At 68.3% G+C, this 12316-nt stretch carries 12 protein-coding genes; 6 read left to right on the plus strand and 6 right to left on the minus strand.

Annotation, left to right across the window (positions count from 1 at the left end):
• The first annotated feature begins 48 nt into the window (after positions 1-48).
• Together V3391_RS10415 and gloA are read left to right on the plus strand one after the other, a co-directional pair.
• Complete coding sequence (locus V3391_RS10415; RefSeq protein ID WP_332078339.1) at positions 49-606, plus strand: DUF4166 domain-containing protein; 558 nt, start codon at positions 49-51, stop codon at positions 604-606.
• 57 nt (positions 607-663) lie between these two features.
• Positions 664-1194: a lactoylglutathione lyase gene (gene gloA / locus V3391_RS10420; RefSeq protein WP_332078340.1), complete on the plus strand. Its 531-nt coding sequence runs from the start codon at positions 664-666 to the stop codon at positions 1192-1194.
• Positions 1195-1597: 403 nt separating this feature from the next.
• On the opposite strand, the gene V3391_RS10425 is transcribed toward gloA, so the two are convergent.
• From V3391_RS10425 to otsB, 3 genes are read right to left on the minus strand one after another with little or no spacing between them, the layout of a single operon-like run.
• Positions 1598-2971, minus strand: coding sequence for an alpha,alpha-trehalose-phosphate synthase (UDP-forming) (locus V3391_RS10425; RefSeq protein WP_332078341.1), 1374 nt, complete (start codon positions 2969-2971; stop codon positions 1598-1600).
• Positions 2968-4758 (minus strand): glycoside hydrolase family 15 protein, encoded by a 1791-nt coding sequence (locus V3391_RS10430; RefSeq protein WP_332078342.1) that lies wholly within the window; start codon positions 4756-4758, stop codon positions 2968-2970. Before V3391_RS10430 ends, V3391_RS10425 begins: the two co-directional genes overlap by 4 nt.
• Positions 4755-5573, minus strand: a complete 819-nt coding sequence (otsB, locus tag V3391_RS10435; protein ID WP_332078343.1) for a trehalose-phosphatase — start codon at positions 5571-5573, stop codon at positions 4755-4757. Before otsB ends, V3391_RS10430 begins: the two co-directional genes overlap by 4 nt.
• A gap of 34 nt (positions 5574-5607) precedes the next feature.
• Here otsB and V3391_RS10440 point away from each other — a divergent pair, with 34 nt between their 5' ends.
• Positions 5608-6042, plus strand: coding sequence for a thiol-disulfide oxidoreductase DCC family protein (locus V3391_RS10440; protein ID WP_332078344.1), 435 nt, complete (start codon positions 5608-5610; stop codon positions 6040-6042).
• A gap of 7 nt (positions 6043-6049) precedes the next feature.
• On the opposite strand, the gene V3391_RS10445 is transcribed toward V3391_RS10440, so the two are convergent.
• Both V3391_RS10445 and V3391_RS10450 read right to left on the minus strand, forming a co-directional pair.
• On the minus strand, positions 6050-6466 hold the full coding sequence (locus V3391_RS10445; protein WP_332078345.1) for a hypothetical protein: 417 nt from the start codon (positions 6464-6466) through the stop codon (positions 6050-6052).
• A gap of 41 nt (positions 6467-6507) precedes the next feature.
• Entirely contained in the window at positions 6508-7221 is a 714-nt protein-coding gene (locus V3391_RS10450; protein WP_332078346.1) for a glutathione S-transferase, read from the minus strand.
• Between the two features lie 187 nt (positions 7222-7408).
• On the opposite strand from V3391_RS10450, the gene clpB reads away from it, so the two are divergent.
• The 3 genes from clpB (at position 7409) to V3391_RS10465 (ending at position 12012) form a co-directional block, all read left to right on the plus strand.
• Positions 7409-10006 carry an ATP-dependent chaperone ClpB gene (gene clpB / locus V3391_RS10455; protein WP_332078347.1) on the plus strand — a complete coding sequence of 866 codons (2598 nt, stop codon included), beginning with the start codon at positions 7409-7411 and terminating at the stop codon, positions 10004-10006.
• A 142-nt stretch (positions 10007-10148) separates the two neighbouring features.
• Positions 10149-11048 carry a TIGR01777 family oxidoreductase gene (locus V3391_RS10460; protein WP_332078348.1) on the plus strand — a complete coding sequence of 300 codons (900 nt, stop codon included), beginning with the start codon at positions 10149-10151 and terminating at the stop codon, positions 11046-11048.
• Positions 11049-11142: 94 nt separating this feature from the next.
• The gene (locus V3391_RS10465; protein WP_332078349.1) at positions 11143-12012 is read left to right on the plus strand and encodes an AraC family transcriptional regulator; all 870 of its coding nucleotides are present in this window, start codon (positions 11143-11145) and stop codon (positions 12010-12012) included.
• A gap of 10 nt (positions 12013-12022) precedes the next feature.
• On the opposite strand, the gene V3391_RS10470 is transcribed toward V3391_RS10465, so the two are convergent.
• A complete protein-coding gene (locus V3391_RS10470) occupies positions 12023-12313 on the minus strand; it encodes an SIR2 family protein (protein WP_332078350.1) in 291 nt (96 codons plus the stop codon).
• Positions 12314-12316 lie beyond the last annotated feature (3 nt).

The raw sequence follows: 12316 nt of genomic DNA on the forward strand, positions 1-12316 counted from the left end.
CGGGCGCGCAGGCGCTATCCTGCGCCGCCCGGATACGACCTGCGTGCGATGACGCCGACCCTCTACCAGACCCTGCTCGGCGCTGCGTTCTTCCGTCTGCCCGATGCGCTGCGCGCGCTGCACGGCGTGCACGGCACGGCGCGCTACAGCGGACAGGTGACGGTGGTGCGCGGCACGGGCCTGCTGTCGCGCCTGTGCGCGCGCATCGCGGGTCTGCCGCGCGCGATGACCGATGCGCCGGTGACCGTCGAGTTCGCCAGCGGGCCGAAAGGCGAGATCTGGTCGCGCGTGTTCGGCACGCCACCGAAGGCCTCGCGCATGCGCTCGCGCCTGTGGCATCGCGACGGCGAACTGCGCGAGCGGCTCGGCCCGGTGCAGTTCCGCTTCGTGCTGCACACCTGGGAGGGCACGATCTTCTGGAACGTCGCCGGCGCACGCCTGCTCGGCGTGGTGCCGCTGCCGGCCGCGCTGTTCCGCGACGTGCGCTGCAACGAACGCGAGATCGACGGGCGCTATGCGTTCGAGGTCGAAGCCGCATTGCCGCTCGTCGGTCAACTGGTGCGTTACCACGGCTGGCTGCTTCCGGCTGACACCCGCGCCGCGTGACCACGGCCTTGCGGCGGCTTCGCCGATAATGGACGGCCCCTCTCAGGAAGCCGTGCCATGACCGCACAGACCCTCGCCGATCTCGCCAACGTTCCGGGCGTCGCGCCGCGCGATGCCGCGACCCGCGATTTCGTGTTCAACCACACCATGCTGCGGGTCAAGGACCCGGTGGCCTCGCTCGACTTCTACACCCGCGTGCTCGGCTTCACCCTGGTGCGCAAGGCCGACTTCGAACAGGCGAAGTTCTCGCTGTTCTTCCTCGCACTGGTCGACGACACCGCCGGCATCCCGGACGACGAAGACGCCCGCCGCGAATGGCTCGCGCGCCAGCCCGGCGTGCTCGAACTCACCCACAACCACGGCACCGAATCGCAGGACGGCCCGGTCTATCACGACGGCAACAGCGATCCGCGCGGCTTCGGCCACATCTGCGTCAGCGTGCCGGACGTGCGTGCCGCCTGTGCGCGTTTCGAGGAACTGGGCGTGACGTTCCAGAAGCGCCTGACCGACGGCACGATGAAGTCGATCGCCTTCATCAAGGATCCTGACGGCTACTGGGTGGAGATCATCCAGCCCACGAAAATATGATGTCTTCCGCCGTAGGTGGATGCCGTTGGCCCCTCGCAATCTGGGAGAGGGGAAGACCATCGGCGGATGCCGATGGTGGGGTGAGGGCGGGCCTTTGCCGATCTACTGAGTTTTTTTGCAGAGCGCGCGAAGAGCGCCCTCACCCCAACCCCTCTCCCGAAGGGAGAGGGACTCAAAGCGCATCCGGCTCGACATGGCGTGATCTATCCCGATGCACAACTCGCACAAGCGGACCAGCACCTCTCCCTCGGGGAGAGGTCGATGCACGCAGTGCGTCGGGTGAGGGCTGAACGTCAGCAGCAACGCCTACGGATTCGCGGCATCGAGAACCAGACGGTCAACCTTCGCGCGCGAGAAGCGATGGGTTTCGCTTCGCCCTACCCATCCTACGAAACGCGACGGCTCAGTTCCGCGTCGCCGCCAGCCGCGACAGAAAATCCTTTCGCCACGCGTGGATGTCGTACTCGCGGATGCGCGTGATCATCGACTGCCAGCGCTCGCGCCGTGCCTCGCGCGGCATCGCCATCGCAGCGGCGATCGCGTCGGCGACACCGTCGCTGTCGAAGGGGTTCACCAGCAACGCGCCGTCCAGCTCACGCGCGGCGCCGGCGAAGATCGACAGCACCAGTGCGCCGGGATCGTCTCCGTCCTGCGCGGCCACGTATTCCTTCGCGACGAGATTCATGCCGTCACGGAGCGGCGTGACGAGGGCCATGCGCGACAGGCGGTAGAAGCCGGTCAGCGCGGGATGCGGATATGTGCGGTTGACGTAGCGCACCGGTGTCCAGTCGGGCTCGGCATGTGCGCCGTTGATGTGGCCGGCGTACTGCTCGAGTTCCCGGCGCAGCGTGCGGTAGCTGGCGACGCCGCCGCGCGAGACAGGCGCGATTTGCAGGTAGGTCATCTTGCCGCGCTGGTCGGCATGGCGTTCGAAGAAGCGCTGGATCGCGCGGAAGCGCTCCGGCAGACCTTTCGAGTAATCCAGCCGGTCCACGCCGATCGCCAGTGCACGGCCGTTGAGACTGGCCTGCATGCGCTTCGTCGTCGCACTGCGTGAGGCGGTCTCGGCCAGCGATTCGATCACGCCGGCGTCGATGCCGATCGGGAAGGCCGCCGCACTGAAGCGGCGGCCGTCGTGGTCGCGCAGATCGCCCTGGGCGGCGACCTGTCCGCCCCGGAACAGGCGGATGTAATCCTGGAAGCGTTCGAGATCGCGCTCGGTCTGGAACCCGACGAGATCGTAGGACGACAGCGCGCCGAAGGTCTTCTCGTGATGCGGCAGGCCGGCGACGATGTCGGCCGAGGGAAACGGCACGTGCAGGAAGAACCCGATGCGTGCACGCACCCCGCGCTTGCGCAGCTCCTGCGCGAGCGGAAACAGGTGGTAGTCCTGCACCCAGACGATGTCGTCGTCGCGCAGTTCCTTCGACAGTTTTTCGGCGAACAGCGCGTTGACACCGCGATAGGCGGCCTGGGTCAGCGCGTTGTAGTCGACGAGATCGAGCCGGAAATGCAGCAGCGGCCACAGCGTGCGGTTGGAGAAACCGTTGTAGTAGCCCTCGTAATCCTCGCGCGACAGATCGACGGTGAGGTACTCGATGCCGTCGGCCTGCTGGTGATGCACTTCGCCCGAATGCGCACGTGCGACCTTGCCGCTCCAGCCGAACCACAGGCCGCCGGTCTCCTTGAGCGCCGCGTCGAGCGCCGTCGCGAGGCCGCCGTTCTGGCTGGCGCCCGGCAACGCGACACGGTTGGAGACGACGACCAGGCGGCTCATGCCGCGTCCTGCCAGGACCGCGACAGGCGCATCGCCGCCATGATCAGACCGACGTGCGAATAGGTCTGCGGGAAGTTGCCCCAGGCCTCGCCGGTTTCGAACGACAGATCTTCAGACAGCAGGCCGAGGTGGTTGCGGCGCGACAGCAGGGTCTCGAACAGCTGCCGCGCTTCGTGCGTGCGGCCGATCGACGCCAGCGCGTCGATGTACCAGAACGTGCAGATCGTGAAGCTGGTCTCCGGCGTGCCGAAGTCATCGGGCGTGACGTAGCGGAACAGGCCGTCGCCGTGACGGAGCGACCGGCCGATCGCCTCGACCGTGCCGATGAAGCGCGGGTCTTCCGGCGTCACGAAGCCGAGATCGGCGAGCAGCAGCAGCGAGGCGTCGAGCCGGTCGCCGCCGAAGGCGTCGGCGAAGTGGCCGAGTTCGGCATTCCATGCTTCGCCCAGAATCCGCTCGCGCATGCCGTCCGCGCGTTCGCGCCAGTATCCGATGCGGTCGTCGATGCCGAGCTGTCCGGCGATGCGCGCGAGCCGGTCGCAGGCCGCCCAGCACATCACTGCGGAGTACGTGTGCACATGCGCCTTGCCGCGGAACTCCCACAGGCCGGCGTCGGGCTGGTCGAAGAGCTTGAACGCGAGTTCGCCCAGCGGTTCGAGCTTGCGGAACGTCGCCTCGTCGCCGCGATGCTCCAGACGGCGATCGAAGAACAGCTGTGTGGACGCGAGCACCACGCTGCCGTAGGTGTCGTGCTGACGCTGCACGTAGGCGAGATTGCCGCGGCGCACCGGGCCCATGCCGCGATAGCCGTCCAGCGCCGGCATCGTCTCCTCGGTGAGCGTGTGCTCGAAGCCGATGCCGTACAGCGGCTGCATGTCGCCGTCGTCGCTGACGGTCAGGTTGAAGATGTAGCGGATGTACTCCTCCATCGTGCGCGTCGCGCCGAGACGGTTGAGCGCGCGCACCACGAACGCCGAATCGCGCATCCAGCAGTAGCGGTAATCCCAGTTGCGCTCGGTATCGGCGGCTTCGGGGATCGACGTCGTCATCGCCGCGATGATGCCGCCGCTGTCCTCGTACTGGCACAGCTTCAGCGTGATCGCGCTGCGGATCACCGCCTCCTGGAAGTCGAGCGGAATCGACAGGTAGCGCACCCATTCGCGCCAGTAGTTCGTCGTGCGGTGGAGGCCGTCGCGCACGAACTCCACCAGCGGCTGGGTCAGCGTTTCGTCGGGGCCGAGGATGAAATGCAGATCGCGATCGAGCACGAAGGGCAGGCCGTCGCGCAGCAGGCGGATCGGCAGATCGGTGGTCGCGCGCAGCGTGAAACCGGGCAGCACGTAGCGGATGTGGTTGCTGCCCCAGGTGCTGTCGGGTACGCGTGCGCCCCAGTCGGCCAACGGACGCAGCAGCACGCGGATGCGCGGGCTGCCCGAGAGCAGACGCACGCGCCGCATCAGCATGACCGGACGGTAGAAACGGTCGTGCTGGCGCCAGCGCGGCGCGAAATCGGTGATCTCAAGCGACGCGCCATGGCGGTCGTACAGCACGGTGCGCAGGATCGCCGTGTTCTCGACGTAGCTCTGCTCGCTGCGTTCGAAATCGTCGAGCTCGATCGACCAGTCGCCGTGGCCGTCCTTCGGCGACAGCAGCGCGCAGAACGCGGGATCGCCGTCGAAGGCCGGCAGGCAGGACCACACCAGGCGCGCGTTGCGGTCGAACAGCGCGCCGAAACTCCCGTTGCCGACGAGGCCGAGGTCGAGACTGGGGGCAAGCGGTTGGGTCATCGGGCACTCTCCGGATTCGGGTCGCCTGCGGGCACGCCGAGCCATGCGTGGATCGCGGCAGGATCGGGCAGGCGGAAGCGGGCGGCGCTGCCGGCGCGATCGCCGACCAGCACGCTGATGCCGCCATGGGTGTTGACGGCCGAAAAGCCCGGCTCGTCGGTGAGATCGTCGCCGGCGAACACCGGCACGCGACCTTTGAACGGCGCTTCTTCGAGGAACGCGAGAATCGCGCTGCCCTTGTCGGCATGGCGCGGGCGCAGCTCGATGACGTGGTCGCCGGGCTGCAACTGGTAGTCGGGCAATCCGGTCAGCGCGCCGGCGGCGAATGCACGCAGCGCGAGTTCGGCAGCGGCCTTGTGCTCGGGCGCGACCATGCGCCAGTGCAGACCGAGCGCCGCGCCCTTGTCCTCGACCAGTGCGCCGGGATGCGCGTCGATCAACGCGATGGCCGCGTCCCGTGCGCGCACCAGCGCGGATGGCACGTCGCCGGCGACGCCGGTGTGGCCGAGGCGGCGTCGTTCCACGCCATGCAGGCCGGCGGCCGCGAACATCTGCGGCGCGAACAACTGGTCGAGCGTGGCGAGATTGCGACCGCTGACCAGTGCCAGCGCGCCGTCCAGCGCCTGCTGCAGGACGGTCAGACGCGCGAGCAGCGCAGGCGGGACCTCGACCGCGTCGGGACGCGGCGCGAACGGCAACAGGCACCCATCGACATCGAGAAACAACGCCGCGTTCGTCGGCAGCGTGGGCGGCGGAGGCAGCGCGGTCGCGGCCGGCGTCAGGAAGGGTGGGGTGGCTTCCGGTGATTGGCGCATTGCAGCATGATGGCCACGCGTCCGGAAAACCGATGTGAACCCCGCCAGCCCATCCGCCTCATCCACTGCGCCGCATGACGGTCCGATCGTCGTGTTCGACGGCGTGTGCGCGCTGTGCAGCGGCTGGGTGCGCTTCCTGCTGCGCCACGATCGCCGCGCCGGTTTCCGCTTCGCCGCGATGCAGGACCGCATCGGCCGCGACCTGCTGGTCGCGCACGGGATCGATCCGGACGATCCGGTGTCGTTCCTGCTGGTCGACGGCGATGCCGGCTGGCACGACAGCGATGGCGTGATCGAAGTGCTGAGGCGGCTCGGTGGCGTGTGGCGGATCGCCACTGTGCTGCGCCTGATCCCGCGTCTTCCGCGCGATGCCGCGTATCGGCTGCTGGCGCGCAACCGCTACCGCGTGTTCGGGCGCCGCGACAGCTGCATGCTGCCGCCGGCAGGCATGCGCGGACGTTTCCTGTGAGGTCGGCTCAGAACCGCAACCAGCCACTGGCGTAAGGACCGCCACAGGCGAGGGCGATGTCGCGCCGGACGACGCGCTCCGGGAGGATTTCACTCCCGCCACCGCCGCCCAGACGGACCCGTTCGCCCGCGAACGCGACGTTGCCCTCGGTATCCATGACGCCACGGCGGCCGTCGCTGCGAACCACGGCCCGATAATCGTGCGGCCACAGAATCGTGACATCACCAGGCGGCGTGCTGTGTTCGAGCCGGAAGCAACCCCCGCGATACGCGAGCCTGCCGCTGGATTCGCCTGTCAGCCAGATGTCCTCCATGCCGGGAAGCGGCGGCTCGAACCGCACGAGGTCGTTCGGGGTGACGGGTCTGTGTGCGCACGCCGTGATCGCGAGCAGTGCGAGCAGTGCACCCAGCGCGCCGCGCGACATGCGGAGAAGACATCCTTGTGCATGCGCACCCTCCGTGATGATCAACCGTCGATACCGCCATCCAGCTCGGGATACTGGCGGAAAATCCCCTGCGTGTTGAACGCCAGCCGGCGCTCCGAAGCCAGATACGTAGCGATGTTCGGCCGCGCAGCGATCCTTGCTTCCAGCTTGCGCAGCTGCGGGACCTTCGGCACAAGCGCCTGCATCGCCTTCGGATACGCGTAATCGAGTCCCCGTATAAGCTGGAACAGTGAGAGGTCGACGTAGGAGTGCGTTCCTAGCGCATGCCCATTGCCGCGATCGACCACCTGCTCGAAATAGCCGAGAAACTTCGGCAACCGGTTCGTCCGCAGATCGGAGGCGCGGCGCTTCGCCGCGTCTTTCTGGTCTTCGTAGTACGCGGCGCTGGCGATCGGGTGGTGGCTGTCGTGGATCTCGGTGACGAGGTCGGCGATCGTGAGCTGCAGTTGCAGCGCCTGCAGTCGCGCGGCTTCGCCCTCGGGCACCAGATCGAGTCGCGGCCCGAGGAAGTGGAGGATGTTGGCGACCTGGGCGACCACGAGATCGCCCGATACCAGAAACGGCGGCGCAAACGGCCGGGCGCCGGTGCGGTCGCCGTTGAGGAAGGGCTGCATCGCGTCGTCGCCGTCCACGCGGGCCACGTCGACGTAGTCGGCGCTGGCGTCCTCCAGCGCGAGCCGCACGAACTCGCCGCGACCCTGGATGCCGGTCCAGTAATAGAGCTGGTAGGTCATGTGCGGCTCCACGAGAAGGAAGGCGGCCACCGTAGGACCGCCCGCGCAAGCGGCAGGTGAGGGCGGCGGGAGGTTTCCGTTGCGCCCCGGACGCCTTGCCGGCCCCGACCGCTTGCAACACGCCGCTTCGACCGCATCTGTTGGACATTGCCGGCACGGCCGGCCCCGATCTCCCGAGGATTTCCCGATGCGGATGGACAAGCTCACTTCGCGTTTCCAGCAGGCGTTGAGCGACGCGCAGTCGCTGGCCGTGGGCCGCGACCACAATTTCATCGAACCGGTGCATCTGTTGCTGGCGCTGCTGGACCAGCAGGGCGGCGGCACGCGGCCGCTGCTCGGCCAGGCCGGCGTCAACGTGCCGGTGCTGCGCGAGCGCCTGACCGAAGCGATGGACCGGCTGCCCAAGGTCACCGGCCAGGCCGGCCAGCTGTCGGTCGGCAACGATCTCTCCCGCCTGCTCAACGTGACCGACAAGCTGGCCCAGCAGCGCGGCGATGCGTTCATCGCGTCCGAACTGTTCGTGCTGGCGGCGCTCGACGACGGTGGCGACGCCGGCAAGGCGCTCAAGGCCGCCGGCGCCGACAAGGCGCGCCTCGAAGCCGCGATCACCAAGGTACGCGGCGGCGAAAGCGTCAAGGACGAGAACGCCGAAGACGCGCGCCAGGCGCTGGAGAAATACACCATCGATCTGACCGCGCGCGCCGAGAGCGGCAAGCTCGATCCGGTGGTCGGCCGCGACGAGGAAATCCGCCGCACGATCCAGGTGCTGCAGCGGCGCACGAAGAACAATCCGGTGCTGATCGGCGAGCCGGGCGTGGGCAAGACCGCGATCGTCGAAGGCCTGGCCCAGCGCATCATCAACAACGAAGTGCCCGAAGGCCTGCGCGGCAAGCGGGTGCTCTCGCTCGACATGGGCGCGCTGATCGCGGGCGCCAAGTTCCGCGGCGAGTTCGAGGAGCGCCTCAAGGGCGTGCTCAACGATCTGTCGAAGAACGAGGGCCAGATCATCCTCTTCATCGACGAACTGCACACGATGGTCGGCGCCGGCAAGGCCGAAGGCTCGATGGACGCCGGCAACATGCTCAAGCCCGCGCTCGCGCGCGGCGAGCTGCACTGCATCGGCGCGACCACGCTCGACGAGTACCGCAAGTACGTCGAAAAGGACGCCGCGCTGGAGCGTCGCTTCCAGAAGGTGTTCGTCGGCGAGCCGAGCGTCGAGGATACGATCGCGATCCTGCGCGGTCTCAAGGAACGCTATGCGGTGCATCACGGCGTGGAGATCACCGATCCGGCGATCGTCGCCGCGGCCACGCTGTCCAACCGCTATATCGCCGACCGCCAGCTGCCGGACAAGGCCATCGACCTGATGGACGAGGCGGCCTCGCGCATCCGCATGGAAATCGACTCCAAGCCCGAGGAACTCGACCGCAAGGAACGTCGCCTGATCCAGCTCAAGATCCAGCGCGAGGCCTTGAAGAAGGAGAAGGACGCCGAGTCGAAGCAGCGCCTGGCCGATCTCGAGGCCGAGATCGCCACGCTCGAGCGTGATTACAACGACATGGAAGAAGTCTGGAAGGCCGAGAAGGCCAGCGTGCAGGGCGCCACGAAGATCAAGGAGCAGATCGAGGCGGCCAAGCTCGATCTCGAGTCCGCGCAGCGCACGCAGGACTACGCGCGCATGAGCGAGATCCAGTACGGGCGCATTCCCGAACTCGAAAAGCAGCTCAAGGCGGCGCAGGAGGCCGAGACCCAGGGCTTCACCCTGCTGCAGGACAAGGTGACCGCCGAGGAGATCGCCCAGGTCGTCGCGCGCTGGACCGGCATTCCGGTCAGCAAGATGCTCGAAGGCGAGCGCGAGAAGCTGCTGGCGATGGAATCCCAGCTGCACACGCGCGTGATCGGCCAGGAGGAAGCGATCAAGGTCGTGTCCGATTCGGTGCGCCGCTCGCGCGCCGGCCTCAGCGATCCCGATCGCCCGACCGGCTCTTTCCTGTTCCTCGGCCCGACCGGCGTGGGCAAGACCGAACTGTGCAAGGCGCTGGCCGAGTTCCTGTTCGACAGCCAGGACGCGATGGTCCGCATCGACATGAGCGAGTTCATGGAGAAGCATTCGGTCGCGCGCCTGATCGGTGCGCCGCCGGGTTACGTCGGCTACGAGGAAGGCGGGTATCTGACCGAAGCCGTGCGCCGCCGCCCGTACAGCGTGATCCTGCTCGACGAGGTGGAGAAGGCGCATCCGGATGTCTTCAACATCCTGCTGCAGGTGCTCGACGATGGGCGTTTGACCGATGGCCAGGGCCGCACGGTCGACTTCCGCAATGTCGTCATCGTGATGACCTCGAATCTCGGCTCGCACCAGATCCAGGAGATGAGCGAGCGCGGCACCGATGCCGACAGCGCCGAGGGCTATACGCAGATGAAGGCCGCGGTGATGGGCGTGGTGCAGGCGCACTTCCGCCCGGAGTTCATCAACCGGCTCGACGACATCGTGGTGTTCCATCCGCTGCAGAAGGCGCAGATCCGCGAGATCGCGAAGATCCAGCTGCGCGGCCTCGACAAGCGTCTGGCCGAACGCGGGCTGCGCATCGAAGTCTCGGATGCCGCGTTCGATCTGCTCGGCAATGTCGGCTTCGACCCGGTCTACGGCGCGCGTCCGCTCAAGCGCGCGATCCAGCAGCAGTTGGAGAACCCGTTGGCGCAGCGCATCCTCTCGGGCGCGTTCGTCAGCGGCGACATCATCAAGGTCGATGCCGCCGGTGGCCAGCTGGTGTTCGAACAGGGCTGATCGCGTCCGCGTCTGCGCCGGTCCATCGCATCCGCGGTGACCGGCGCTCGGGCACGATGAGGTTGTTGAAAGCGCAGCGCCTTGACACGCGCTCACGCGGCGACTGCCACGATAGCGTTCGTCCGCAGCCCGAGGCACGTCCATGCGCATCCTGATCACCGGCGGCAGCGGCTTCATCGGCAGCGCGCTGACCGCCCGTCTGCAGCGCGATGGTGCGCACGTCACCTGGCTGTCGCGGCGCGCGTCCACGCCGTCGCCCGAAGGCGTCGATGTGCGCGACTACGCGTCGCTGTGGGCCGACGATCGTTTCGACGCGGTGGTGAATCTCGCCGGCGCGGGTATTGCCGACGCGCGGTGGACCGCGTCGCGCAAGCAGACGCTGCGCGACAGCCGGCTGATTCCGACCGGCGTGCTGACCGACTGGATCCGTTCGGTGCACACGCCCCCGAAAGTGCTGCTCAGCGGTTCGGCGATCGGCTGGTACGGCGCGCAGGGCGATGCGCCACTGGACGAAGACAGCGCATCGCACAACGAATTCCAGCATCGCCTGTGCGCCGACTGGGAAGACGCCGCGCGCGCAGCCGAGGACCGCGTGCCGGTGGTACTGCTGCGCACCGGCGTCGTGCTGCATCCGGCCGGCGGCATGCTGAAGCGCCTGCGGATGCCGTTCCAGCTCGGACTCGGTGCGCGTCTGGGCGATGGTCGCCAGGTGCTGAGCTGGATCGCGCGCGAGGACTGGATCGATGTGGCGGTGTCGCTGCTGCGCGCGCATCTCGATGGCGCCGCCGATGCGCCGACCGGCGCCTTCAATCTCACCGCGCCCGAGCCGGTCGCCAATACCCGGTTCACCCGCGCGCTGGCCGATGCCCTGCGGCGCCCGGCGCTGCTGGCGGTGCCGGCGAAGGCGCTGGAACTCGGTCTGGGCGAAATGGCGACGCTGCTCGTCGACGGCCAGTGCGTGCTGCCTGCGCGTCTGCAACAGCGTGGCCACGCGTTCGCCTGGCCGACGCTGGAGCCGTATCTGGAATCCGTGCTGCGCTGAGCCACGTTGCGCCGAGGCCGCGCTGCGCAAGATCGGGTACGCGTACCGTCCGCCGGAACCGGATACTCGTGGCAAGCCCATCGCGAGTGCCGCCATGAAAGCCGACACACGGACCCGTCTCGCACCGCGCATCGCCGCTGTCGCCGGGCACCTGCACGACATCGTCGCCGAGGGCGCGGCGCTGCCGCCGCTGGAGACGCTCGCGCGCCAGGCCAGCCTGTCGCCGTTCCACTTCCATCGTGTGTGGCGCGCGGCGACCGGCGAAACGCTAGGCCGCACCCTGACGCGACTGCGCCTGTCGCGCGCGCTGCAGCTGCTGGCCGCGGGCGAGACGGTCACACAGGCCGCGCTCGCGGTCGGTTATGCCAGTCCGCAGGCATTGGCCCGCACGTTCCGGCAGACGCTCGACGTCACGCCTGCCGAGTTGCGCGGCCAGGCGGCACAGGCGACGGCTTTGCTGGATCGGCTGCAACCACCCTCGCCGCAGACGTTCGAGCCGCTGGCCGTCGAGCTGGTGGAGATCGCACCGTTTGACGTCGTGGCCCTGCGCGCGCGCGGCGCGTTCGACGATCTCGACGATGCCTTCGGCCGTCTGTTCGGCTGGGCCGAAACGACCGGGCTGGTGGAAGGCATCGAAGCGCTGATCGGCGTGCCCTTGGGCGATCACCGCGACCTGCCGCCGCACGCGCTGCAGTTCGATGCCGCGGTGTGTCTGCCGGTGCCGGCGCGTGTGCCGCGTCCGCTGCGCAGGCTGACGATCGGCGGCGGTCGCCACGCCCGCGTGCGCCACGTCGGTGCCTATTCGGGACTCGAAGACATGACCGATCGACTGCTGGCGCAGTGGTGGCCGGCGAGCGGCGAACGCCTGCGCGACGCGCCGCTGCATTACCACTTCCTAGACGATCCCGAGCAGGTTGCAGAGGCCGATCTGCGGGCCGACATCCTGTTGCCGCTGGACGACTGAGGCGCGGCGCTTAGCCCGCGAGAACGCGCCTCGGATCGTCCGGCGTCTGCTGCAGACGCGCGCGCAGCTGCGCCATGCCGGCGGTCGCGGTCAATGACCAGTGCGCGGTCGCACGCGACGACAGCGGCGTCGCCTGCGGATTGATGTCGAGCACCGGCGTGCCGGCGCGCAACGCGCGTTCGGGCAGGCCAGCTGCCGGCCACACGAGTGACGCGGTGCCGACGACGACCAGCAGATCGCAGGCGTCGACAGCCGCTTCGGCCGCGTCCCAGGTGTCGGCCGCAATGCTTCTCCGAACCACACG

Source organism: Luteimonas flava, assembly GCF_036584485.1.
In the GTDB taxonomy this organism is placed as follows: domain Bacteria; phylum Pseudomonadota; class Gammaproteobacteria; order Xanthomonadales; family Xanthomonadaceae; genus Luteimonas; species Luteimonas flava.

Bases quoted from the DNA above. Each gene is read 5' to 3' on its own strand.
- V3391_RS10415 (WP_332078339.1), top strand. From the start codon at position 49: ATGACGCCGACCCTCTACCAGACCCTGCTCGGCGCTGCGTTCTTCCGT.
- gloA (WP_332078340.1), top strand. From the start codon at position 664: ATGACCGCACAGACCCTCGCCGATCTCGCCAACGTTCCGGGCGTCGCG.
- V3391_RS10425 (WP_332078341.1), bottom strand. From the start codon at position 2,971: ATGAGCCGCCTGGTCGTCGTCTCCAACCGTGTCGCGTTGCCGGGCGCC.
- V3391_RS10430 (WP_332078342.1), bottom strand. From the start codon at position 4,758: ATGACCCAACCGCTTGCCCCCAGTCTCGACCTCGGCCTCGTCGGCAAC.
- otsB (WP_332078343.1), bottom strand. From the start codon at position 5,573: ATGCGCCAATCACCGGAAGCCACCCCACCCTTCCTGACGCCGGCCGCG.
- V3391_RS10445 (WP_332078345.1), bottom strand. From the start codon at position 6,466: ATGTCGCGCGGCGCGCTGGGTGCACTGCTCGCACTGCTCGCGATCACG.
- V3391_RS10450 (WP_332078346.1), bottom strand. From the start codon at position 7,221: ATGACCTACCAGCTCTATTACTGGACCGGCATCCAGGGTCGCGGCGAG.
- clpB (WP_332078347.1), top strand. From the start codon at position 7,409: ATGCGGATGGACAAGCTCACTTCGCGTTTCCAGCAGGCGTTGAGCGAC.
- V3391_RS10460 (WP_332078348.1), top strand. From the start codon at position 10,149: ATGCGCATCCTGATCACCGGCGGCAGCGGCTTCATCGGCAGCGCGCTG.
- V3391_RS10465 (WP_332078349.1), top strand. From the start codon at position 11,143: ATGAAAGCCGACACACGGACCCGTCTCGCACCGCGCATCGCCGCTGTC.